16 protein-coding genes are annotated in these 24885 nt (G+C 55.9%); 3 read left to right on the top strand and 13 right to left on the bottom strand.

The window, feature by feature from the left end; genetic code table 11:
- Positions 1 to 20: 20 nt before the first annotated feature.
- Together PKO02S_RS10900 and PKO02S_RS10895 are read left to right on the top strand one after the other, a co-directional pair.
- A complete protein-coding gene (locus PKO02S_RS10900) occupies positions 21 to 1643 on the top strand; it encodes a response regulator transcription factor (RefSeq protein WP_127582521.1) in 1623 nt (540 codons plus the stop codon).
- Positions 1640 to 3355, top strand: coding sequence for a sensor histidine kinase (locus PKO02S_RS10895; RefSeq protein WP_127582518.1), 1716 nt, complete (start codon positions 1640 to 1642; stop codon positions 3353 to 3355). Before PKO02S_RS10900 ends, PKO02S_RS10895 begins: the two co-directional genes overlap by 4 nt.
- Before the next feature lie 1142 nt (positions 3356 to 4497).
- On the opposite strand, the gene PKO02S_RS10890 is transcribed toward PKO02S_RS10895, so the two are convergent.
- The 10 genes from PKO02S_RS10890 to PKO02S_RS10845 form a co-directional block, all read right to left on the bottom strand.
- Positions 4498 to 6432, bottom strand: coding sequence for a type 2 periplasmic-binding domain-containing protein (locus tag PKO02S_RS10890; protein WP_127582516.1), 1935 nt, complete (start codon positions 6430 to 6432; stop codon positions 4498 to 4500).
- 68 nt (positions 6433 to 6500) lie between these two features.
- Positions 6501 to 7400 carry a carbohydrate ABC transporter permease gene (locus PKO02S_RS10885; RefSeq protein WP_127582513.1) on the bottom strand — a complete coding sequence of 300 codons (900 nt, stop codon included), beginning with the start codon at positions 7398 to 7400 and terminating at the stop codon, positions 6501 to 6503.
- 22 nt (positions 7401 to 7422) lie between these two features.
- The gene (locus PKO02S_RS10880; protein WP_164821391.1) at positions 7423 to 8307 is read right to left on the bottom strand and encodes an ABC transporter permease; all 885 of its coding nucleotides are present in this window, start codon (positions 8305 to 8307) and stop codon (positions 7423 to 7425) included.
- Between the two features lie 248 nt (positions 8308 to 8555).
- Positions 8556 to 9428, bottom strand: coding sequence for an alpha/beta hydrolase (locus PKO02S_RS10875; protein ID WP_127582507.1), 873 nt, complete (start codon positions 9426 to 9428; stop codon positions 8556 to 8558).
- 6 nt (positions 9429 to 9434) lie between these two features.
- Positions 9435 to 13244 (bottom strand): fibronectin type III domain-containing protein, encoded by a 3810-nt coding sequence (locus PKO02S_RS10870; protein ID WP_127582503.1) that lies wholly within the window; start codon positions 13242 to 13244, stop codon positions 9435 to 9437.
- Positions 13245 to 13336: 92 nt separating this feature from the next.
- Positions 13337 to 14902: an extracellular solute-binding protein gene (locus PKO02S_RS10865; protein ID WP_164821390.1), complete on the bottom strand. Its 1566-nt coding sequence runs from the start codon at positions 14900 to 14902 to the stop codon at positions 13337 to 13339.
- A gap of 67 nt (positions 14903 to 14969) precedes the next feature.
- Complete coding sequence (locus PKO02S_RS10860) at positions 14970 to 15845, bottom strand: carbohydrate ABC transporter permease (protein WP_246066922.1); 876 nt, start codon at positions 15843 to 15845, stop codon at positions 14970 to 14972.
- Positions 15846 to 15864: 19 nt separating this feature from the next.
- Complete coding sequence (locus PKO02S_RS10855) at positions 15865 to 16821, bottom strand: ABC transporter permease (protein WP_127582493.1); 957 nt, start codon at positions 16819 to 16821, stop codon at positions 15865 to 15867.
- A gap of 168 nt (positions 16822 to 16989) precedes the next feature.
- Positions 16990 to 19296: a helix-turn-helix domain-containing protein gene (locus PKO02S_RS10850; protein WP_127582490.1), complete on the bottom strand. Its 2307-nt coding sequence runs from the start codon at positions 19294 to 19296 to the stop codon at positions 16990 to 16992.
- 275 nt (positions 19297 to 19571) lie between these two features.
- Positions 19572 to 20525, bottom strand: coding sequence for a helix-turn-helix transcriptional regulator (locus PKO02S_RS10845; RefSeq protein WP_246066927.1), 954 nt, complete (start codon positions 20523 to 20525; stop codon positions 19572 to 19574).
- Positions 20526 to 20632: 107 nt separating this feature from the next.
- Here PKO02S_RS10845 and PKO02S_RS10840 point away from each other — a divergent pair, with 107 nt between their 5' ends.
- The gene (locus tag PKO02S_RS10840) at positions 20633 to 21094 is read left to right on the top strand and encodes a DinB family protein (RefSeq protein ID WP_127582484.1); all 462 of its coding nucleotides are present in this window, start codon (positions 20633 to 20635) and stop codon (positions 21092 to 21094) included.
- 238 nt (positions 21095 to 21332) lie between these two features.
- Here the strand turns inward: PKO02S_RS10840 and PKO02S_RS10835 are convergent, their stop codons facing one another.
- The 3 genes from PKO02S_RS10835 to PKO02S_RS10825 form a co-directional block, all read right to left on the bottom strand.
- On the bottom strand, positions 21333 to 22856 hold the full coding sequence (locus PKO02S_RS10835; RefSeq protein ID WP_127582481.1) for a type 2 periplasmic-binding domain-containing protein: 1524 nt from the start codon (positions 22854 to 22856) through the stop codon (positions 21333 to 21335).
- Between the two features lie 90 nt (positions 22857 to 22946).
- Complete coding sequence (locus PKO02S_RS10830) at positions 22947 to 23825, bottom strand: carbohydrate ABC transporter permease (RefSeq protein WP_164821389.1); 879 nt, start codon at positions 23823 to 23825, stop codon at positions 22947 to 22949.
- A gap of 11 nt (positions 23826 to 23836) precedes the next feature.
- Positions 23837 to 24745, bottom strand: coding sequence for an ABC transporter permease (locus tag PKO02S_RS10825; protein WP_127582475.1), 909 nt, complete (start codon positions 24743 to 24745; stop codon positions 23837 to 23839).
- Positions 24746 to 24885: the final 140 nt, after the last annotated feature.

Here is a 24885-nt window from a genome sequence, read left to right as displayed (position 1 = left end):
AAGGAGAGTGGGGATGGGCTGTGGTGCGAATCATCATCGTAGACGACAATCCGGTGGATCGGAACGGGATCGAGAGGACGATGGACTGGGCGGGGATGGGGCTCGAGGTCGTGGGCTCTTATGCCAATGGCAAACTGGCGCTCGAGGCGATCGACCAAGTGCAGCCCGACCTTATCCTTTGCGACATCTCCATGCCGGTTATGAACGGGATCGAGCTGGTGGAGCAGCTTAGGCGGAAGGGCAAAGCGCACAAAACCATTTTCATGAGCTGCCACGATGAATTCCAATTCGCCAAGTCGGCCATCAAGCTGGACGTGGAATCATACATTCTGAAGCCGATCATTCCGGAGGAGCTGCAAGAGGCCATTGTGAAGGCGGTTACCAAACATAAAGCGGAGCTGTCTCGGATGGATGAACGGGAGGACATGTTGAGGCTGCTGGAGCAGTCCCGTCCCTCCTTGATCGACCAATTCCTGAGACAGGTATTGTTCGAACCGGCCTTGCAACCGGAGGAGCTCGCCCGCAAGCTGGAGTACCTGCAGCTGCCTGTCTCCCCCGCTCACCGGCTCCATGTCGTCTCGGTCGTAGTCGGTCAGGAACATCCGGCCGGTCCCGATAGCGATATTCGCGAGGCTTTCATAGAATCGTTCTCCGTCAAGAAGGTCATTCAGGAGCATGCCCAAGATTCGGTCCACCTCTATTCCGTTCAAATCGCCGAGAGGGAGTACGCGCTTCTGATTCTCACCGAAGAGGATCCAGAGGGGTCCGTCTTGGATTTGGTTGTAACGATGAAGGAATCGTTGCTTGAGCGATGGGGCATCCACTCCGCTTGGGGGATCAGCTCTCCGTCCTTAGGCGGCTTCCGCGAGGCGGCCTCCTTGTACAAGCAGTCGCGGATTGCCGTGAAGTCCGGTTATTACAGCGATCAATATCCCGTGATCCTCTACGAGGAGATCGCCGAGCAGCAATCGTTCGAGTATCAGGTCGATTTGAAAGAGCTGTTCCACGAGGTCAAGCAGCTGCTGTTGGAGGGCGATCGCGTGTCCATCGAACAATTCTGCGATCGCTACATCAAGATCCATTCGACCGGGTATGCGGAAGGCTATATCAAGAGCTTCGTCTATTCCGTGCTCAACATTATGCAAATCCAGCTGCTCGAGATGAACGAGTCGTTCAGCAAGGTGTTCGGGAATGAAATCGCCATCTGGAGCAAGCTGAGCGAATTCGAGACCGTGCAGGAGGTTAGGAGCTGGCTTTCCGATATATTCGATACGGTGATTCACTTCCTGCACATCGATCGCAAGACGGAATACTCGCGGGTAGTGGAGGACATTAAGCAAATCATCAAAGCCCGGTACCACGAGCCCCTGACGGTGAACGAGATCGCCAAGTCGATTTTCTCCAGCGTCAGCCATGCCAACAGCACGTTCAAGAAAGTGACCGGGAAAACCATCTTCGATTCCTTGATCGAATACCGCGTGGAAGTCGCCAAAATGCTGCTTCGCGACCCGAGCGCGCGCATTTATGCCGTGGCTGAGCAGGTGGGCTACTCGAATAAATCGCATTTCTGCCTGCTGTTCAAGAAATATTCGGGCCTGAGCCCTCAAGAATTCAAAACGAAGTATGCGGGGAACCACAAGTGAGCGGGCTGAGGGCGCGTTTTCATAAAATCCTATCGCGGCTTCGAAGCCGCCTCAGCTATCGTCAGAAGGTGATGTTCGTCATCCTCGGCTTTGCCATTATCCCGATCGCGGGATTGAGCTTCTTTATCATCTGGACATCGGTTCATTCCTACAAGGACCATTTCAGACAGGAAGCGGCTTTGCAGCTGGAGGCCCGCATCACGGAGCTCGATAAGTTCTATTACTACAACGTGCAGAAAATCAACTATATCATCAACAACCGGTTCTTGAAGGAGATCGTCGCGGCCAACCGAAACGACCCCTTGCTGGGAATCGTGACCAACTATCAGATCGTCGCGGACTTGCTGGGGGTTCTCGAAGCGGATACCTTGGGGACCAAAATTTCGGTGTACACCAACAATGAATTCACGTTCTTCGGGCCCTTCGTTTACCAAACCCAGCAGCTGGACGAGTCCGTGAGAAAGGATCTGGAGGCGCTGCGCGAGAACGAAATCGTGTTCCGCTCCGACTCGGAGTCGATCAACATTTATTCCAAGCTCGACTCCATCAATTCGAGATACGGCATCCTGCGCATCAGCATCCCCCTGCATAAAATCACGGACTTGTTGGTGCAGAATCTCCCGGATAAAAGCTTCATCGCTTATATTCCGCATGATGGCGGACCCCTTGTGTATGCGACCGCGAAGGACCTCGACTCCCGCAAGGCGATGCAAGTGTACGAGGCGTTTGTCGAGCGCAGGGGGACAGCCGACTTCTTGGTGACCGATACCCAGTCGCAGGTAAGCCGGGACCGCAGCGTCCTGTTCCTGAGCACCGATCCCCTGAAGCGGACGACTCTGACCTACAGCTGGATATCCTTGCTGGTGCTGCTCCTGGTCCTGATCGCCATTGCGCTGACGATCCGCATGGTTTCCTTCTCGCTCACCAAGAAGCTGGCCCATCTGGTGGAGCATGTGCGCTTGGCGCATCCGCTGCCCGGCAGCCCCGAAGCGGAGCCCAAGAACAACGAATTCACTCTGATCGAGCAAAAATTCATTGAACTCGTCCAGAAAATCCAACAGGACTACAGGCAGCTCAGCGACTATGAAGTCAAAAAACGGCTCCTGGAGGTCGAAGTCCTGCAAGCGAATATCAACCCTCATTTCTTGTATAATACGCTGTCGACCATCCGCTGGACTTACTCCGACAAGAAGCTGGCCCAGGTAATCGATTCGCTCGTCAAGTACTATCGGATCGTGTTGAGTAAAGGGAATACAACCTTGAGGATGGCCGAAGAAATCCAGATGAATGAGGAGTATATCAAGATTCAAAGGTTCGCCTACAACTCCGATTTCCAATCCGAGATTGTGGTGGAAGACTCCGTGCAAGAGTACTACACGTTAAAAAACATCCTGCAGCCGATTGTAGAAAACGCCATTCTTCACGGCATTAACGGCCGGCAGCACGGAGGTATTCTTCGGATTACCGCAGTCGAAGAACAGGACCGCATCGTGCTTACGGTAGCAGACAATGGGATCGGCATCGATCCGGACAAGCTCGCCACCCTGCTCGACTTCGAAGCGGACGCCGTGAATAGCGGCTATGGGATCAAGAACGTGCATCATCGCATTCAGACTTACTTCGGCCCGGAGTACGGCGTCAGCATCGCCAGCCAGCTGGACGAGGGGACGCGAGTCACGATCGTGCTGCCGAAGCTTGTCCATCGGCCTTGAACACACTGATAAGACAATCCATCAGGGAAGATCCCCCTGATGGTACTCGGCGAAAGAGTTCAGTTTGCGCGTGGGGAGGACAGGCCCCCTTTCAGAAGCCTGTCCATGGCGGGCGATACCAAATAAGGGTCTGCCATAAAGCTATTTGCTCCACTCGACTGTTCCAGCTCAAAATAACGCTACGAAATAACGCTATTTCGACCAAAAAGAGCGAAATCAGGTCGTTCAGGCCAGAATAACGCTAGGCCATAACGCTATTCTTCCGATTTCTGCCAGACGGGCAAATAAGGTGTTTTCAAAACGCTATTCACGATATTCACGATCCAAATCGTTGTTGGATAGTCTCATGAGACTGTTTTCCTTGTTATCATACAAAATGGTTGGATAGCACGCATGGAGAGACCGGTTTTACCTTGTAATCCTACAAATCTTGTTGGATAGCTTACATTTGACGACCCTTCAACCTTCTTATCATACAAATCTTGTTCGATCACTTGTCAATACGAGGCGGTAGAGTTCCGTTTGTGCAACCATTCCGATTTTCCGCCCCCTTCACCCGAACAATACCAAACCCAGCCCCCGCTAATGCCCGTAACAAGTTTGTTAATAACGAATATCTGTTTGTTATGCGGCCGTCCACCGCTTTTACCCGAAATATAGCAAACTTTTGTTTGGTATTAGCCACCTTTCGTTCTCTGTCCGTGTTTGCCTCAGCTGTCGGACTAGAGTGTGGGTGAGGACCAGGAGGCAAAGTTACTTGGCCAGAGACGGGAGGGGGTGCCGCGATCGTAGGGGGTAGAGCTGAAAGTTAAGATGCATTACGGCCGGAGACGGGAGGGGGTACTGCGAACGTAGGGGATAGAGCTGAAAGTTACGATGCGTTACGGCCGGAGACAGAGGGGGTGCTTCGACGTAGGGGGTAGAGCTGAAAGTTACGATGGTTACTTGGCCGGAGACGGGAGGGGGTGCTGCGAACGTAGGGGTTTGAGCTGAAAGATACGATGCAGACCACAAGGCAGGGACTCCTTGTAACCGTCCGGTCTCGCCTTCACTACAGCCTATTGAAAGGTCCCCCATGCTTCCGTACCGAAAGACCCGTCCGGGCTGGACGGGTCTTTCGGTGTGTGAGCGAAATCGAAAGCTTATTTCAAGTTTTTCATCAGGTCGGCGTTCTGCTTCTCGAAGATCGACCAAATTTGCGGCAGCAAATTGTCGGTGTACCCATACTTCTCAGCCGTGGCCAGGAAATCGGCGAACAGCTTATCGAACTGAGCGTCATTGTCCGCGGTCATGACCCGAGTCAGCGGCTGCTCGAATCCGCCGGTTCTTGCTTTCCAGGCTTTGTCTGCATCGGGAACCGCAGCTGTATAGCTGTAGAATTGAGGGGCCCGGGATAACACGTACTCGGTATTCTCCACCAACCCCGCCCGGAAGTACGTATTCGCGGCTGTAGCAATCAACTTCTTGTCGTAGGCGACCGCCGGTGCGAATTTGCTGGCCCCCAGCCTCATGTACGTAGGCATCATGCCGCCATTCGGCATATTGCTGGAGTTGATACCATTCCTTAGATTGTAGAAGATGGCTTTGTCCGTAGCCGTACCGGCCAGCATATACGCCTCCAGGTCCTTGTCCTTGAACAGACGCTTGCCGTTCGTTTCGTCCCACAAGCCGGCTGATTTCGGCCCCCATGCGGACAGCTTCTCCCCGGTATCCGAGACCATGAAGTCGATCCATTTCAGAATTTGCGGCACATCCTCTTCCTTGACCTTATCCTTGAAAATAGCAATTGAGAGCGTCTGCGTCGGCATCTTGGCATAAACCGGATACGTATCCGCCTGGAGCGGAATGTTCAAGTACACCTTCCGGTAGCGGTACGGCTTGCCGTCCTTCTCGAATTGAGCGTTCTGGGCCGCGCCGTCCGTTCCGCCGTACAAGACGGCGTACAAGCCTTTATTCGCCTTCTCGGTGAATACCTGATAGGAATCGATGAAGGATTCTTTGGAGAAAATCCCGTCCCGCATCAGCTTATTCCAGGTCAGCAACGACTCTTTGAACTGCGGCGTTTTGAATAAATATTCGAACTTCTGGGTCTTCTTGTTGAAGTAGCTGAAATAGTTGCTCGTCGTGAACCGGCCATCCAGCCAGCCCTGCAGGACGTTCACCAGGTTCCAGTTGTCCTGTCCCGCGAAGGCATAGGACGGGAATACTTCCTGATTGCCTTCCTTGATCCCCAACTGTTTGATGTCGTACAACATCTGTATAAAGTCCTTCTTGCTGTTGATCGGCACATCGAAAATCTCTTCCTTCGTAAACTTCCCATTTTTCAAGTACAGCTCTTCGATTTGCTTTTGCGTTTTGGCGTTGGGGTACAGCTTCTTCAGGATATCGTCCCGCACTACGACAAACCCTTTCGCCTCCGGAGGCAAAGACAGCGGGTAAACCGAATACTTGTCCTTGTCCAGCGTAGAGTCCACCAAGGCTAATGAGGATTCATTCAGCCCCGAAGGCACGGCATACACTTTGCCCGGCTTCCCGCCCGTTACGCTGTCGTCATCATTCCAGATCGTAGAGAGGTCCTTCGGTATTTTCTTAAGCACATTGGGCGCGTATTTCGGGAGCAGGTCGGTCAAATCGTACACTTTATTGTTTTCCACAAGCGCTTTCAAATTGCCGGGATTCACTACGATGCTGGGCCAGTCGTTAGCGGCGTTCACTAGAGCCAGCTTCTGATCGAAGGTTTGGCCTCCGCCGTTGTCGTAGGAATTGTCCTCGTCAATCGAGATGCCTGTCACCCGCAAGACCTCCGGACTCACGACGTCCCCGCCCGACTTCACAATTTTGCGCGCCCCGCCCGCTCCTTGCCCGGACCAATACGTCAGCTTCAGCTCCTTGCCCGTCCAATTCGGCAGCTCCGAGCTGTCGGACACCTTCATTTCATTGTAAGCCGCAGCCGCCGTTCCCGTAGGACTGGGACTGGTTGTGGCTTTATCAGCCGCTTGCTCGCACCCCTCCAGCACCGGAACCGCGAGGAGCAGCAGCGCGCTGCCCAGGATCAGTTTTTTCTTGTACTTGCCCATTTTGGATATCCCCCTAAAGTGATATATGCTAAGACCCGACTTCGGCCTGATAGCCCCGCTTATGCCCGCTACTCCTTGACACTGCCGATCATGACGCCTTTGATAAAATACTTCTGCAGAAACGGATAGACCGCGATAATCGGCAGCGTGGTGATAATGACTTGAGCCGCCTTCAACGCTTCCGGACTGGCATGAATTTTGATCGCCGACGTGTCCAGCCCCTGCAATTGCGCCTCTTGGATGATCGCGGCCACACGCTCCCCTTCCTTAATCATCTGCACCAGGATGTACTGGAGGGTGTAATACTTCTGATTGAGGATAAAATACAGCGTCGTCGTCCAGTCATTCCATTGCGACACCGCGACCCACAAGGCGATCGTGGCTAAAATCGGTTTGGACAGCGGCAACATGATGCGATAAAAGATCGTAATTTCCGAAGCCCCGTCTATCTTGGCGGACTCCTCCAAACTCGGTGGAATCGTATTCATATAAGTCCGAATTACGATCATGTTGAAGAAGCTGAACACACCCGGGATGACGTACACCAGAAAGCTATTAATGAAGTGAATTTTCGAATAAAGAATGTATTGTGGAATCAGACCTCCACTGAAGAACATCGGAATCGTTAAGAAAATTAAGAGCTGCGTCCTTCCAGGCAGATCCTTGCGGGTGAACGCATACGCCGCCGCGAATTGTGTCATCAGTGCCAGCGTGGTGCCGATCAGCACCCGTCCCACCGAATTGATCGCGGCCGTCACAATCGCATCCGACCCCAGCACCAGCTTGAAATTGTCCCATGTGGGGACCCGCGGCCACAAGTAAATGCCGCCCTTGGCGCTATCCGACGCATCGTTCAAGGCGATTGCCAGCACGTTTAGATACGGGTAGACCGTAGCAAGCCCGGCCAAAGTCAGGATCAAATAATTGACCCGAATAAACACTCGATATGAGATGGATTGGTCCTTCAAGTTCGTTCCCCCTTGTATGCACTCACCAAACGCCTACCCCGCTGACCTTCTTGGACAATCGATTCGCCGCCAGCGTCAGCAGCAATGCGATCAGCCCCTCCACGAACCCGACGGCCGTGGCCATAGAGTAATTTTGCTGCTGGATGCCTGACTTGTAGATAATCGTAGAGATCACGTCGTAGTTGATAAACGAATTTTGCAGTCCATAAATCAACTCGAAATTACTGGCGAAGATGTTCCCCAACCGCAGAATAAGCAGGATCATGATCGTCGGCAAAATGCCGGGCAGCGTGATGTACCACATTTGTTGGAATCGGCCTGCCCCGTCTATCCAAGAGGCTTCGTACTGCTGTTGATCGATGGAAGCGATGGCCGCCAGGAAGATGATGCAGGACCAACCCGTTTCCTTCCAGACCGTGATGCCGATGACATTCGGGACGAAAAAGCCTTGTTTGGTGAGAAACAGTTGCCTGGCTTCCTCGCCCATGAAGTAGGCCAGCAAATCGTTCAGCGGCCCGTAGAGCGCGTAGAATGTAGTCGCGATCCCGATGACGGAGATCCAGGACAGGAAGTGGGGCAGGAAGCTAAGCGTCTGCACCAATCTTCGAAAAACGGCGTTGCGTGCCTCATTGAGCAGCAGCGCCAGCGCGATCGGAGCAGGGAACACGATTACCAGCGAGATCAAGCTGATCTTGAGCGTATTCCAGATCGAGGCTGTAATCGAAGGCACCTCGAAGATCTCTCGGATGTGCTTGAGGCCGACCCACGGACTGTGTAGCCCTTTGAAAAAGTCATAATCCATAAAAGCGATTATAATCCCCGGCATCGGGATGTATTGGAACACCAAGGTCGCCAACAAGGCGGGCGCCAGCAAAATATAAAGAAAGATGTATTTCTTAGCATTCACCAAAACTCTCTGAATCGGTTGTCGGTTCCCCATACTTCTCTTCCATTCCCTTCTTAGGCTGCTCTCTTTCTACATTTCTAATTGTACCCCGTTCCCCTCGGCGATTCAGGTACGAGAATGATGCGAAAATAGCTCGAAATTGATTATTTGAGCGGTGGTTGGGGGTGGAAACGTCATGGGAACGCAAAAAATCCATTCCCAATGGGAACGGATTTGTATGACGGCAATTCGTCTTTCTTACACTGAGCCTACTGAGCGGACGCTGGCAAATAGTCGTAACGGGTCAAAAAGCTGTCGATGCGTTCGATTACTTTCAGCACTTCCTGTTCGGCCGTCTTGTAGTCGAACAGGACGAACGCGTGGGCCAGATGCGGGTATAGCACAAGCTCCGCCTCGTTGCCCGCCGCCGTATACGCTTCGTAGAAGCGCACCGCATCCTCGGGGATGACTATGGTGTCCAACAAACCGTGCATGATCAGCATCGGCGGCTGGCCCGCGCGCACCTGATCAAGCGGCGACAGCGCCTTCGCGTGCTCATGGCGCATCACCCAGGCTCGCACCTCGTCGCCGGCGGTCATTCCTGCATCGACAATAGGCACCACCGCTTTCCAGCGCCCGGTAAAATCGACGATGCCGTTGCAGTTGACGACAGCGTTCGCCATAGCGGATACGGATGTGTCTTCACCAGGAGCATCATAGCGGTCCGTAGTGGCGAGACTTGCCGCCAGATGGCCGCCAGCGGAATCGCCGACAACCGCGATTCGCTGCGGATCGATGCCGAGTTCTGCCGCATGGCGGCGAATGTAACGCATGGCCGAGCGGCAATCTTCCATGCACGTCTCGACGCCAGGCGCTTGTCCCGGCTCCGCAGCTTGCCCTTCGAGCGGCATGAGCCGGTATTCGACGCTTAGCGTCACGGCGCCGCGCGCCGCGAAGAGACGGCAATGGCGCAGCAGCATTTCCGGTTGCCCGCCCCGCCAGCCGCCGCCGTGAATCCAGACGATGGCTGGCCTCCTGTCAGCCGCGTCCCAATCTTCCGGACGGCAGATCAACAGCCGAAGCCGACGTCCAGCCACTTCTTTATAAACGATCGTTTCATATGGAAACCCTGCATCAATCATGCTGACTCACCTCCCCGGGTACGAAAGCACCGATTTGCTCTCGTTTGCCCAATGATCAAATCCATTGTAGCCGTATTCGTGGCTGCGCGTGTAGCGGCGGAACGGTTCGTCCGGCCGAGGATCCCAGTCGGCCAACCCGCCTGGAGCGGTGTCCCGTGGCGGCGAAGGAAGGCCCTCGCCGTTGCCGTTGCAGGCGGCGACGCAATATTCGTAGACAAGCGCCGAATCGGTGGACTCGTCGTCGTAAGCCGGCCTTTCGCCTTCATAGACAACTGAATAGCCACCCCCACCGCGTTCCCGGCGGTACAGCCGGTAAACAGTCGCCCCGAGCTGCCAGCCCCACGTCAGCCGGAAACCACGTTTCGTCCGCGTTACCCGCAGCCCGTCCGCTCGTTCCGGAGGCTCCCCGGTCAAGTAGACGGGGTAATCGTCGCTCCACGGTCCCTTCCCGTCGCGGTTGATGCCCCGTATTCGAACATGGCGCTTCCAGCCGTTCGTTCCGGTAAGCATCCAGCGCAATGGAAGCGTCGCATCCGACTCGCCGGAGATGTCCGACGCCGCGATAGTCCAGGTCGTGCCACCGTCGTCGCTAAGGGCGATTTCATAGCTTTTCGCTCCTGCGGACGGCTGCCAGCTTAGCTCAGCCAACCCTGAAGCCGCCCGGTACCCCGCTACCTGCACCGCAGCCGGGATCGGCAGCCGATCCGTCCACTCCCATCGGCCGCACCCTGCGGGCAGCCGGAACGCGATGCAAGCCCCGTTCGCCTCCAGCGGCTCGAGCGCAGCCCCGTCGACGTACAGTCGGTACGCTCCGCCGCGCAGCGGCTCCGGCAGCGTCAGCGTCACGACGGCTTCGCCGCGACAGGCATACCCGCCGCTGAGCGCGGTGCCTTCGCGGGCAAAGGAGTAGCCCACCGGCCGAGGTTCACCGGCACCGGCTGCCTCATCGGCCGCCCCTGCGGCGGCTACCTCCAGGACAACGCCGGCGGCTCCGATACGCGTGCCGATGAACAAGGCCGCTTCCGCCTTCTCGGCGCTGTACTGACGAACAAGACCGGCATGACCGACGAATGAAACGCCGCCTTCGTCGAATGCAACGGCGGCTTCGTCGCGGAACACGAAGTCGCGCCGGTCGTTCAGCTTCACAACCGCTCCGTATGCCGTCGCCTCAACGCCGAGCAAGTAGCCGTAATCGCCTTTGCCGTGAGGAGAAACAAACGTCAGGAAGTGACCGTTGCCGTCATAGTACTTTCCCTTCGACTCGTCATTGATGTTGCGGTAAGCGCCCGGCCCGACCTCGGCCGGAATGCCGGGCGCAGCGTCGTAACCGGATACGCCCGGTTTCAACTGACAAATCGTCGGAAACGGCTCGCGCTCGTGCACGAACCAGGCGAACCGCCCTCGGACCCGCATGTCGCCGACCTGATCGTAGACGATCATATAGTCGCTCCCGGACATCAGCACGCTGCGCGAATGATAAGCCGGACTGGCGTACGGTCCCGCCAACACGCGGGCGAACTGAGCGAACCCGAGATCGAGCAGCGGCTCGGTCAGCTCGCCGCGCCCGACGCTGCGAAACTCGTGGCCGAACAGGACGCCGAAATTGCAGCAGGCCTGTACATCGCCCATGTTGTCGTCGCCTACATCCTCCTTGCGATTGAAGCTGAGCCTCTTGCCACCCGCATAGTAGGTGATGACGCCGCAGCCGCCTTGCCCCGCGCGCCCCCAGCGGTAATTCGGCCCTTCGTCGATCTGCTGCAGGTGAACCGAAGCTTCCTCCGCCTCGCCTACGGCAGCCCGCAGGATGAAGCCGTACCCGGTATAGGCCGCCGAGCGGAGCGGCGGCCGCGTACCCGTGTTGCCGTCATGCGGCGCATCGTCCGCGCCGCGCCAGATGTCCGTATTCGGCACGCGCTCCGCGTAGATCCGCGCATCGGCCGGGCTTACGCGGAGCAGATGCTCGGCCAGCAGCGGCTCGATGGCGCGCAAGCCGAATGCGGCTGTACGCAGTGTCAGCGGCGCAGCATAATCGTCGACGTGTCCTCCGGCATGCGCGCCTTGCGACGGTACGTGACGGGCCCCTTCGACCGGGGCAGTCAGCGCATGGAGCAGCCACGATAACCACTTGGCATAATTCGGATACGCGGCTGTATGCTCGCCCCATACCCGCTGAAGCGCAATGACCGGATTTAACATCGCCTTTAAATTATACAACGTATAGCAGGCCAAATTCTCGGTATGTCTCCCTCCCCTGGTACCCCAGTAGGGTACGTCGGGCCGGACGTGGTACTTGGAATTCAGCGCCATCGCCCGCTCGAAATCCTCCTTCCACCGGCGCGCGTCGGGGTGAGCGGGAAACAGTGCGGCCATCAAGGCAGGAACGCTTCTCACGTCGACGAGGAAGTTAGGATGTCCGGCTAGCATATTCAATACCGGCATAAAGGACTCCTCGTTGTGTGCGTAAGCCATGAAAGCCCAAGCTGCCTTCAGCCGGTCGAACTGGCCGGGCGTCATCGCAGGAGCGGCCAAATCGAACGTGGACGCCCATGTATAAAATTCGCGCGCGGCCACCGGGCTCAGCTCGCCCGGCTTGTGCAGGCAAAAGGACAACCGGTCGACGATCGCTTCCATGTCCGCCGGCGTCGGCTTGGCCGTGTTGTAGCCCCACCAGGTGTGCATCCGCTGCGGCAGCCATGCCTCGCGGAATAGGCGCGGATAGTCCGACTGCCGCTCTTCCCACGCCAGCGTCCAGTCCTTCACCTTGTCCAGCGACAGGAACTCGTGCCACAGCCACAGCTCGTCGACATAAGACTCGTCCGGCGCTGCGGCTTCCCGCCGCATCGCCGGATACAGAGCGATCGCCGTGCAGCGATTCCCCGCAGCCAGCGGGTACTCCCAGGAGAGCGCCCGACGGCGCCGCGACCAACGGAAGCGGAGCGCCAACGACTGCGGCGAGCCCCATAACGCGTACTCGCCGTCGTCCCAGCAGCCGCTGTCCTTGACAAACACGGCAGCCGCGACCGCTTCGTCGGCAAAAGCCGCCGCTTTCGCCTGCTGCCAGCATACCGCGTTGTCGTAAGGCTTCACCCGAAACGGCAACTCTCCGTTCTCGTTCAGGTAGCGATCGATTGGCTCCTCGCTGCGCGGCTTCGTATACCGGCGCTTCGGCTCAAACGAATGCCACTCCATCACGAGCATCGCACTCTCGCCGGCGGCAAAACCGGACATCCGCTCGCGCAACTCGACGTAGTCCATATCGGCAGCAACCGTTACGGTCACACGATACTCCGCTTCGCCTTCGAAGCGGCATACAAACTCGCATTCGGCAAACACAGGTCCCGCCGCCGTTACCGTCCCTTCCGCGGCAAGCAGATTGCGACCGCCGCCGTCAATGCGGGCGACGCCCTCTGCGTCGAAACCGGCCAGACGCAGAGCAAACAGCTCGCCGTCTTCGAGCCGCCCCTCCGCAAACCGTACATGCAGCCGGCCGTTATCCGCCATAACGCCGCCTCCGCTGTCCCGCACAACCGTCACCCGGCCGTACTTCGATCCGTGCGCAGGCGCCTCTCCGCTGCGCCATACAAATCGTCGCTCGGCACCCGTCGGCAGATCGGCAACCAGACATACCTGCATGGCCGTATCCGTCCGCCGCCATTGGAACGGTACAGCATCGCCGTTACCGTCTGCGAGCCAGGCCGATTGATCCACTGCTTCTTCGTCCGGCCGGACGAAGCCGAGCAGGGTTGGCGGCCATGCATATCCGGCCATCTGCAGATGATCCTCTATTCGGATCGGCTTGCATTCCATCGCATTCATCCTCCCGTTTCCCCTCAGGCATCACGCTCCGCCACGCTCTGCGGAACGCCAAACGGCGGCGCACCGCCGCGCGCCGCCTTGATAGTCATTCCTTATTTGCTGCCTAACACCGATTTATATAGCTCATTTGCTTCCTTCTCCAGCTGCACCCCGCCCATCTCGTTCCATTGCTTGACGAAGCTGTCGAAATACGAGACGGGCTTGTCGCCGCGCACGATCTGGGCGTAAGTATCCAGCTTCAGCTTCGTTAGATCGGCCCAATATTTTCCTGATGACGGCAGCACGTCGGATTTGCCGAAAATGTCCCATACCGGCTTGTTGTAGCGGTTCATCTGCTCGACGCTCGTTTTGCCCAGCGCCTTCTCGAAGATCGCGGGAGCCGGACCACCGGCGAACAGCGTGTCAAAGTTGTTCTTCAGCCCTTCGGTCGCAAGCTTCGCGTTGTCGTCGTAAGGAGGCAGGAACTTGATGCCGCTCTGCGGGTCGGCAGGCGTGCTGTAGTCCCAATGCGTGCCCTTGACGCCAACGCCGGCGTCCAGGAATAGCTGCTCGTCGTTGCGCATCGCTTCCATGATCTCCAGCACTTTCTTCACCTTCTCCGGCTGCTGCTCCATCTGCTTGCCGAACGCGAAGATGCTGCCCGCCGTTCCCCAAGCCCAGCCGCCCTGCTGACCGCGCGGCCCTTTCGGCAACGGAGCCATTTGGAGATCCGCTTCCGGGTTGATTTTTTTCATTGCGTTGATTGCCGATTGCGGGTTGTTCAGGTCGAACGAAGCCACAGACGAATTATGCGAATAGGCAACCTTGCCCTCGACCAGCTTTTTGTCCAGATCTTTGCCGGTTACGAACTCCGGATCGATGTAACCCTTGGCGTACCAGTCCGCCAGCAGCGCCAGCGCTTCCTTCGCTTCCGGCACGACCGCTCCGTTGACAACCGCGCCGTCCTTCAGCATCCATTGCGTCGGCATGACGCCGTAAGCGCCGAAGATCGACCAGAACTGGATATAGTACGAGTTGCCGTTCGTCGACATGCCGTAGACGCCGATCTGCTTCAGCTTGGCGAATGCGGCGGTCATTTCGTCGATCGTTTCCGGAATTTTATCAACCCCGGCCTTTTTCAACAGATCCACCCGCCATCCTTGCTTCGAGTTGAATTGGCCTGTGAAATAGGTGGTCGGCAGGCCGTAATTTTTGCCGTTCAGGTTCGAGTAGAACCAGCCTTGCTTGGCGAAGCTGTCCAGCACCGCTTTTGTTTTTGGCGCATGCTGCTGGATGGTTTGGAGCGGCAGCTCGGCGATCAGCCCCTGGCCCGCATATTTGAACAGCTGGTTCGGATCAAAGATGAATAAGACATCCGGCACGTCGCCTGAGGTGAGCAAAATTTGCTGCTTCTGCACATAATCGGCGCTTGGAATCGAATAATAGTTGAGTTTGACGTTGAATTTCTCCTGCAGTACCTGAACGGTTCGGGAATTGGGTGTCAAATCCGCCGAGGGCACCATCCATTTGATTTCGATCGGCTTGGTTTGCGCAGTTGCTGTCGCGCTCGGCGAAGCCGTGGATGCGTCCGTCCCCCCTCCGTTCGAGCATGCCGTGAGCGTCAGCGAACAGACTGCGACCAGCGCCGCCCACCTTTTTATCCCTCTTTTTGCAAACATCTCGTAACCTCCTGTATGCATATGGTTATATATCGGCATGTCAGTTCCGCAACGCCAGGCCCTGCGCCTAGCCTTTGACCGAACCGAGCATGATGCCTTTGACGAAATACCGCTGGATGAACGGGTACATAAACAGAATCGGAAGCGTCACGGCCACGATCGTAGCCGCCTTGAGCGACTCCGGCGTATACTCCTCGTGGATCCGGTTAATGTCTTCGCCTGGTGTCAGCGACACGGTCGCATCGACGACGGTTCTGCGCAAGAACAGCTGCAGCACCTGCCATCGGTTGTCCTGCGTATAGATTAGCGCATCGAACCAGTGGTTCCAGTGCGCGACGCCGACCCATAGTGCCATAACCGCCATCACCGGCACAGACAGCGGCAGTACAATGCGCAGCAGCACCCGCATTTCCGATGCACCGTCGATCCGCGCCGATTCGAGTATCTCGGTCGGGATTCCCTCGAAGAAGTTGCGCATCACAATCATATTGAACGCCGACACCGCGCCGGGCAGTACAAGCGCCCAAAGCGTATTGAGCAAGCCGAGATTTTTCACCAGCAGGAACATCGGGATCGTGCCGCCGCTGAACAGCATACTGAAGACGAATAGCTTCATAATCAGCTTCCGATGCGGAAATGTGCGCCTGGACAACGGATATGCGATCGTCGCCGTCATCGTTAGAGAGATGGCTATACCCACGCCGGTCCGGATCAGCGTGTTGACGTAAGCCGACAACAGATCGGGATGGGCCAGCACCTTCTCGTACGACATCAGTGTCGGATGCAGCGGAAACAAGTAAAAGTTCATGGCCAGCGCATCCGCCGGCGTACTGAACGAAAGCGTAATGATGTAAAGCAACGGATACAGTGTCGTAAACCCGAAAATCGTCAAGAAAGCGGCATTCAGCCAGTCAAATGTTCGCTCGCCCCAAGTTGCCTTCACATTCCCCACCCCCTTCCCGCTACCATAGCCCTCGCTCCTTGTCATACAGCTTGACGAGCGTATTGGCGACAAGCACTAGTATTAGTCCAACCGTCGAATTAAACAGCCCCGCTGCGGTGCCGAGTTCGTAATCCATCGTCAACAACCGACGCAGCACGTACGTATCGAGGATTTCCCCCACTCCCGAGGTAGGCGGTGTCATCAGGTTGTAAATTTGGTCGAAGCCGACCGACAGGAAGTGACCGATCGACAGCAAGTACATAATGATGACGGTCGGCGCGAGCGACGGCAGACTGATATGCCAGATGCGCCGCCAGCGGCTGGCGCCGTCGGCGATCGCAGCCTCATAGAGACTCGGATCAATGGAAGCCAGCACCGCAAAGTAGACGATGGACCCCCAGCCAGCGGACTGCCAAATATCGGTCAGTACGATCATGCCGTAAAAATAATCCGGCTCCAGCAGCCACAACTGCTGCGGGATGCCGAACAGACCGAGCAGCTTGTTGAAGCCGCCATCGCTGCCGAGAAACGGGAACAGAATGCCGGCGAGCACGACCCACGAGAAAAAATGCGGCAAATACGTCACCGTTTGGATCGTCCGCAGGAACCAGGTCAGCCGAATTTCGTTGAGCAGCAGCGCCAGTACAATCGGCGCGGGAAATACAAACACCATTTTCAGAAAAGCAATCAGCACCGAATGACGCAACGCGTTCATAAACCCGTTTCCCATGAACAATCGTTCGAAATTTTCCCAACCGGCCCAAGGGCTGCCGAGAATGCCTTTCGTTATCTGAAAGTGCTTGAACGCGATGATAATGCCGTACATCGGCACATAGCTGAATAGTAGAAATAACGCCAGTCCGGGCAAAAGCATCACAATCAGCGCACGGTGCTGCTTATATACGCGCCATTGTCCTTGCCATCTTGTGGTCTTGCTCGAATCGCCGGTCTTCGGAATCGCGCGTCGTATATCCATCTTTTTCGATCCTCCTCTTATCATGACGTTCGACTCATCATTGAGTGCGTGTCTTGCGATGTCATCAGCTTACGGCCGCTTCCGATAGCAGTGCAATCGTCACATTTTCGTGACCGCTGAAACGGAAAATGCGCCGAAGCCTTGGGGGCTGCGGCGCATTTCGTACAATCAGGGACGGTTCCGCAGGCGATATTCGCCCGGCGTCATACCCTCCAATTTTTTGAATACTCGAATGAGATGCGTGGCATTGCCATATCCAATCTCGGCGGCAATGTCTGCGATGTTCAACTCCGTCTTGAGCAGCAGTCTTTTCGCTTTGCCGATCCGATATCGAGTAACGTATGCTATGAACGTTTCCCCCCAGTGCTGCTTGATCAGCTCGCTCAAATACGAAGGGCTTATACCGAGCTGATCGGCGGCGAGCTGGAGCGACAAGTCTTGCGCGTACCGTTCCTCGATCAATTTCTTCGTCCGTTCCATCATCGTTTCCATCCACAGCCGCTTCAGTCCGTTCAGATAGTCGATCCCCGGGGCTATAACCGTTTCGCTGAACCAGTCGCACACGGATGGGGATGTGTTCAACTGAGCAAATTCGGCGTACAGACTTCGTCCGGAAAACGCCTGCGTTAGGTCGGGGTCGTACTCCTGCAGCAGCCTGATGACGGAAACAAGCAGTTGCATGGCATACGTTTTGATAAGGGCAAAAGGAAGTCGGCTGCCGTTCAGCCCGTCGAAGAAGGCGTTCAGCTCCCGCTCGGCTTGCACGCGGTCTCCGTCACGAATTGCCGTCAGCAATGCACTTTCGCATTCGGCAGGATACGGCACGGAGACAGGCGTCTCCGGCTCTTGGCCCCAGCACACCACCTCGTTGCCCGCCTTCGGCCAATTTTCCTGCAGCGCTCGCAGCGCGTCCTGATACGAGACGGACAGCTCGTGGAAATCCGTGATCGGTCTACCGACCGCGATCGTCACCGTCTGCTTCAGGTACGCAGAAACCGCATAACGAATCGTCTCCGCCGCCCGGACCGCCTCACGATCAGCCTCATGCTGCGGCATGTTCAGAATGACCGCCACATGTTTGCGGGAAAAAACCGTTTCCGTCGCGAACTTGCCCCGCATCAATTCCTGGCTGATATTCGCCACGGCGAACAGGAACAGCCGTGTATCTTCGCCACTCCGAAAGCGGTTGTTCTCGCTAGTCGCGTCCATTTCCGCCACGAGCACGCAGAACACCGGGTCCGGGAACAGCTCCGTCTCGGCCGGCTTCTGACGCAGCCATGGATCCATGCCGGCATTGTTGCCAAGCAGCGCGGACAGCAGGAAATGGTCGCGCAGCACCGGCAGCTGGCTGCTCCATTGCGAGCGTACGTCCCCCATCTCCTTGAGCAGCGCGGTAATACCATTCTCGATCCGGGCGAAACCATCGGCATAGTCGGCGTCGAATGGCTCCTGCTCGTCCATTTCGCTCTTGCCGCGAAGCGTCAGGAATAGGCTTCGCAACCCGCTTTGAAACCGCCGAACATTGAAATACGCGACAAACAGCGACAGCAGTGACAACGCCGCCGTTGCGGCAACAATCCATATTTTGAGCAGCTGCGCGTTGCGCGAAGCCGCATCCGTTGGGATCAGCATGGCATATAGGAAGCCGTATCCAGCCGAACGTTCGGTCGTCACGTACATCGCTCCGGCCTCTGTGTCCAGCTTGACGGGCCGATCGCCTTCCATCGCAGCGCCACCTGCAAGCATTGCGCCGATCGCGTCGGGCTTCTCAAGCCGTAGCTGGCCGGCCTGCACAATCGTCTGCCCTTCCGGTGAAAAGACGAGCAAGCCGCCCCGGCTGTCTAACGGAAAAGAGCGGATCATATCGGCGATGACACCGGTCTTGACGTTGACGATGAGCGCCGCATCGGGCTCCTCGTAGAAGAAAGGCAGCGGGAGCACGTAGGTGAGCGCCTCCGAACCTTTGCCGGCTTCGCGGCCCATGGTGCGAGGCGTAATCCATAGCTTCGATTTGCGTTCCGCCGCCGCTTGCCGCAAGGTCGGAAGCCACGACGTATCGGTAAAGCTGTCCAGATCGAACAGCACATTCGATGTCAGCACAAGCTGCTGCTTCCGATGGTAGAGGTAAACCGAATCGACCGCATGGATCGAGGACGAGAAGTTGGCCAAGTCGCGTCTGATGTCGTTGACCGCCAGCAGCGTGCCGAGCAACGGGGTTTCCTGGGTTTTGACGAATTGAAGCATACCCGCCTGCAGTGAAAATTGTCCCGTCACTTCTTCAATTTGCCGGAGCAACTGATCTACCTGCTCCTTCATCTGGGTGATCGCCACCTCAGACGTTCGCTTCACTTCCGATTCGATCAGCCCCAGGCTCGTGTAATAGCTGAAGGTCCCGAAACCAATCACCGGCACGATGGAAAGAAGCAATAACAGGGCGATTTGTCGTTGTCGAATCAGTTTGCGAACCAGTTTCATAGGCTTCTCACCGCTTTTCAATCCATCAGGATGTTCTATGCGGCTTATTATAACAAAGTTCGGTTTTCATCGGCATCTTCATCTTTTCGGAACATTACTTATATGCGGTGAGGGAAAGCTCGCAAGTAGCTCGCAAGCTGCTGTCACTTGGTGCGGATGCTGCGTTGATTCGTGAAGCGGCTAGCTTAAGCGAAGCGGAATGGAGGCAGCTGCAGGAAGAACGGGCAGAGCGCACCGAGTGATAGCGTAGAGCGATATCCTGGAAGCGTCTCGTTTCACGACTCCGCGCCTTCGTACAGCCGCCGCAACGTTTCGATTTTCCCTTTCATCATATGAACGGCGTAATCCGGGCCGACGATGCGGGCATCCTCGCCAAACCCCATGAAATATTGCACCGCCCAATCCATGTACTGCTTATCAACGGTGGTGAGGACGACGCCGCTGCCATCCTCCTGCACGGCGATGTCGGACGATACCCACTCGTCGGACTGGCAGCGGCGCACGCCTTTCGGCGTAAGCCGCACCTCGAGCTTCACCTCGTGCTTCCGATTGTGATAATCGAACCATTGCGCAAGACCGTGCTTGCTCAGGTCGAGCGGCTGCCGCGGCTGTTCCGGCGGGGCGATGTCCAGCACGCGGTCGATGCGAAACATGCGGAACGATTCGCTGCGGAAGCAGTACGCCGGCCCGTACCACAGCCCGCCCATCGCGTAGACGCCGATCGGCTGCACATCCCGCTCGGAGGCGCCGGATTCGGAATCGTAGACGATACGGATGACGTTCTGTTGCAGTGCGGCGGTCATATACGCTTTGAGGTGCGGCGTCCGCTTATGTTGCACCGGCACCCGGAAGAGCAGCCGGTTGCGCAGCGAGTCGATGCGCTCCTTGGCTTCGGACGGCATGTAATGATAAAACTTCTTGAGCGCGGAGACGGTCGACTCCTCGAAAGGCAGATCAAGATATTGCCCGAGCGACTGCGCCGCAAAAAACAAAGCGACCGCTTCATCCTCCGTGAAGCGGATCGGCGGCAGCGTTTTCTCGCGCAATACGCGATATCCGCCGTGGGCGCCGACTTCGGAATAGAGCGGCACGCCGATTTCCGCCAGTTCCTGCAAATCGCGAAGAATCGTCCGGCGCGACACGCCGAATTCGTCGGCGAGCTCTTGCACGGAAAATTTGCGCTTCGTGTTAACGGTCATGAACAGTTCGAACAGCCGTTTCGTCTTCATCGCCAAGATCGACCATCCCTTGCGGCAATTGGTGACAGGTTCTGTCACAATTTCATGATACTATGGGTTTGTAGGCAACGTAAATACGAATGGGAGGCTGAACCGGAATGCCGGACGCAATTGTCGAAACTTGGAACATTCATCAGCGCATCAATCTTTATTTACTGGAGGCTTTGCAGGACGAGGTGCTCACGGCGTCACCGGGCAGGACGGGGCGCAATATCGGGGAACAGTGGCACCATATCAGCAAGGTGCGCCTCATGTGGCTGAAGCAGTCCGCCCCCGAGTTGATCGAAGGCGCCGATGAGCCGGACAAGTCTATCGCGGGGGACAAGAACGCATTGCGGTCGTTTCTGGAACAAACCGGGGCGCTGATTGAACAACTGCTGGAGAAAGGGCTGGCCGAAGGCAAAATCAAAGGCTTCAAGCCGCACCCGACGGCTTTCCTCGGCTATTTGATCGCGCACGAGTCCCACCATCGGGGCCAAATCGCTCTGTTGGCAAGGCAACTCGGCCATCCGCTGGACAAAAAAACCGCCTTCGGCTTGTGGGAGTGGGGCGTACGCTAAGGCGCAACCACAAGGAAGAAGACGAGTCACACAAACGTCGCCCGCTCGACTGCCGGCAACTTCCGCAGACAGTCCGAACGGGCGACTCGCCAAGGGAGCTTGCGCTTAACCGAGCGTCTTCTCCCCGGGCTTCCAATGCTTGCGGTTCCCTATTTCCCAATGCATGCGGACTCATCCCTCGGCACTGCTGAGCACTGGATTTTGGATCTCATCGTTCACAACTACATCATGAAGCTAATCATTTCGTACGATTTTTATACCAGTTGTTGTACTCGGTCATGACGGCTTGGCCGCCTTTTTCCTTCCACTCGTTCACGAGCGCATCCAATTTGTCCAGCTCCTTCGCGTCTAGAACCATCTTCACCAATCGATCCTTGACCAGAATGTCCAATTGGTTTCCGTATTTCTCCACAGACGGCATCATCGGGGCAAAATTCGTAATATCGCTGTACATGAATTTGCTGCTCTTGTTCGTCACGTCATCCCACAGCTGTCCCATTTCTTTTTCCTTGCGCGCCCTTGCCGCGAACAGCGGAGTATAGAGCTTGGATTCGTTGACCGGATAAAACCACCGGCCCTTATTCAGATCGTTGAACGCAGGGAAAATCGGATAATATTGTCCGTTCTCCACCTTGAAGGTGACGCCCTCTTCGCCCAAAATCAACTTGGTGTAATTCGCCGGATCGAGGAAAGCATTAGCGTACTTGACTACTTCGTTCACATTCTTCGAAGTCTTCGGCACAATCAGGAACTGGTATAAGCCCCCTGTGTCCTGGGCCAGCTGCTTGCCATCCTTGCTCTTAAGCGGAGCCAAGTAAATCAAATTCGCGCCAGCGTTGCTTGCCTGCAGAGCTTTGAGGGCGGCGGAATCCCAGCACTGAATATAGGCGGCGCCAACGAGACCCGCTCCTATTCTCTCCACCAACTTATCCTTCTTGGTGATCGGATAATCCGCATCGAGCAGTCCTTCTGCATACAGCTTGTGCATGTAAGTGACGTATTCCTTGGCTCCGCTCGTCTCCAGACCGTTCACGAGGCTTCCGCTCTTCTCCACAATGGAGGTCGGAGACTTGCCGATCCCGAACGCTTGCGACAGTCCGTTCGCTTCAAGGCCCGTATCCGCTCCGGCCATGCTGAAAGGGATGTTCTTGGCCCCGAGACCGCCCGGGTCCTTCTCCTTGAATGCTTTGAGCACCGCGTACAGCTCATCCGGAGTGGTCGGAACGGCGAGATTTAGCTTCTTGAGCCAATCCTCCCGGATTACGATTCCATCCACCACGGCGGTATAGTTCGTAGTCGGGATGGCGTAAATTTTGCCGTCCGACGAGACCATGTCCCATACTTCTTTGGTGAAAGCCTTCTTCAGGTTGGGCCCATATTTATCGATCGCCTCGTTAAGCGGCTGCAGCGCCCCGTTCTTGATATAGGTGCCGAGCAGATTGCGGGCGGTGGCCGAGAGATTGATCATATCGTAATCTTGTCCGGAGCTGAGAATCATATTGAGCTTATCCGCCTCGGTGCCCATGGAGGATACCAGCTCTACATGAAGAAGCTCTTTAATTCGTTTGCCGGTATAATCCTCGTCCGGATTAAACTTATCGGTACTGCTGAGGTATTTCAGCGTTACCGGTTTGCTCGAATCCGTCGAGACGGCGTCCTTCTGTGTTTCCGTCGACGGGCTCTTCCCGCAGCCGGAGAATACGAACGATATGGCCAGCCATGCAGCTACCATGCTCATGATATAAGATTTGCGCGATGCCAAGGTTACCCACCCCTTATAAAATTATAATTTCACTCCCATTCGGTACATCCCGTCTGTCGGGAGCATCGCCTCCTCTCACGAAGTTGAAAATCAGCCTTTCACCGAACCAAGTACCAAGCCCTGCACGAAAAACCGCTGCACGAACGGATACAGCACAGCCATCGGCAGCATCGACAGCAGAACCGTTGCGTTGATGATGCTCTGCGGCGCAAGCTTGAGTGTAGTGCTATCCAGCGTGAAGCCGCCCGACGGGTCCATCGCCTCGAAGATCACCGTTCGCAGATACAGCTGTAACGGCATTAAGGACCGAGAGCTCAAGTATAGCCGCGAATGAAAATACTCGTTCCAGATTTCCACCGCGTAGAAGAGCCCGATCGTCGCCACCACCGGCATACACAAGGGAAGAATAATGCGAATTAACGTGGTAACCGGAGTGGCGCCATCCATCTTGGCCGATTCTTCGATTTCCTCCGGCAGCCCTTCCATAAAGCTTTTGATGATCAGCATATTGAACACATTGGTAACCAGCGGAAACAGGACGCTCCAGATTGTATTCAGCAGGTGAAGCTTCTGCATCAACAAGTATTGCGGAACGATTCCGCCGTTAAACATCATCGTAAAGACGAATGCCAGCAGGACGGCCTTCCGACCGGGCAAATTCGGCTTGGACAGCGGATAGGCGGCCATGATGGAAAAGAGCAGGCCCAGCACGCTGCCGACGGCCGTCATGAGGAGTGAGACCCGAAACGATGTGAAAAATTGGTTGGAGCCTAGCACAAAATGGAAGGCGTCCAGTTGAAGCTGCTTCGGAAGCAAGGTTACTCGCCCTGCAATTACCTCCGTCTCCCCGCTCGTGGCCACGGCAAGCAAATTGATAATCGGCAGCAGCACCGAGATGGTGAACAAGATCAGGCTGACGTAGCAGAAGACGACAAAGCCCTTATCCGCTCTGGTGAGTGTATTATGCATAGCCTCCCTCCTTACCATAAGCCTTTGCCGAAAAATCGGCGGCTCAGCGCGTTGGACGTTAAGACCAGAATCAAGCCGACCACTCCGGTAAAGAGACCGACCGCCGTCGTGTAGGAATATTGCATCTGCCCGATCCCGATGCGGAATACGTAGGTCTCGATCACATCGGCTACTTCGTAAACCGCCGGATTGTACATGACCAATATTTGCTCGAACGAGTTCGTCAGAATGTGGCCGAGCGAGAGGATAGCCATCAGCATGATGGTGCTGCTTAGCCCCGGTAGGGTGACATGCCAGAGCTGACGCAGCTTGGAGGCGCCGTCCATCATCGCCGCTTCGTACAGCTGCGGGTTGATTCCTGCTATGGCCGCCAAGTAGATGACGGTTCCCCATCCCACTTCCTTCCACATCGCCGAGGCGACTACAATATGCCGAAAATAGGAGGGCTCCAGCATAAAGCGGATCGGCGGCAAACCGAACATCAGCAGCAGATCGTTCACCAAGCCTCCGTTCGTGGCCAGCAAATTGACGAAAATTCCTCCGACAATGACCCATGACAGAAAGTGAGGGAGGTACACAATGGTCTGTACTGTGCGCTTGAAGACAAGAACGCGAACCTCATTTAATAAAATGGCTGTGAGGACGGGAAGCGGTACCCAGAACAATAACTTGTAGAAGTTAATGATTAAAGTGTTGCTTAAGATCCGGTAAAACGGTTCGCTCCGGAACAATTCTTCGAAGTGGGCCAGGCCTACGAACGGACTACTCATAACTCCCTGAAAGATGTTGAAGTCTTGAAAGGCGATCATAATACCGGCCATGGGCACATATTTGAAAAGGAATAACAACAGCAAGGGAGGCAGCAAAATCAGATACAAAGCCCCGTAGCCTTCCCTACGAAAGGCCGATATTTTTCTCATGTGCAAGCTCCTTCTGGAAAGCCTTCTTGTCTGCTTGTAACTCGTGTAAAGGCTTTCATTGTCGTACGTCTACTATATCAACTCTTCTCGACAGCGAGAATGTACAGGATTTTGATTATAGGTAGAAGATTAAATGTCAT

Origin of the sequence: Paenibacillus koleovorans NBRC 103111 (assembly GCF_004000845.1) — a bacterium.
Classification (GTDB): domain Bacteria; phylum Bacillota; class Bacilli; order Paenibacillales; family NBRC-103111; genus Paenibacillus_AA; species Paenibacillus_AA koleovorans.
This window is presented reverse-complemented; position numbering and strand designations above follow the sequence as displayed.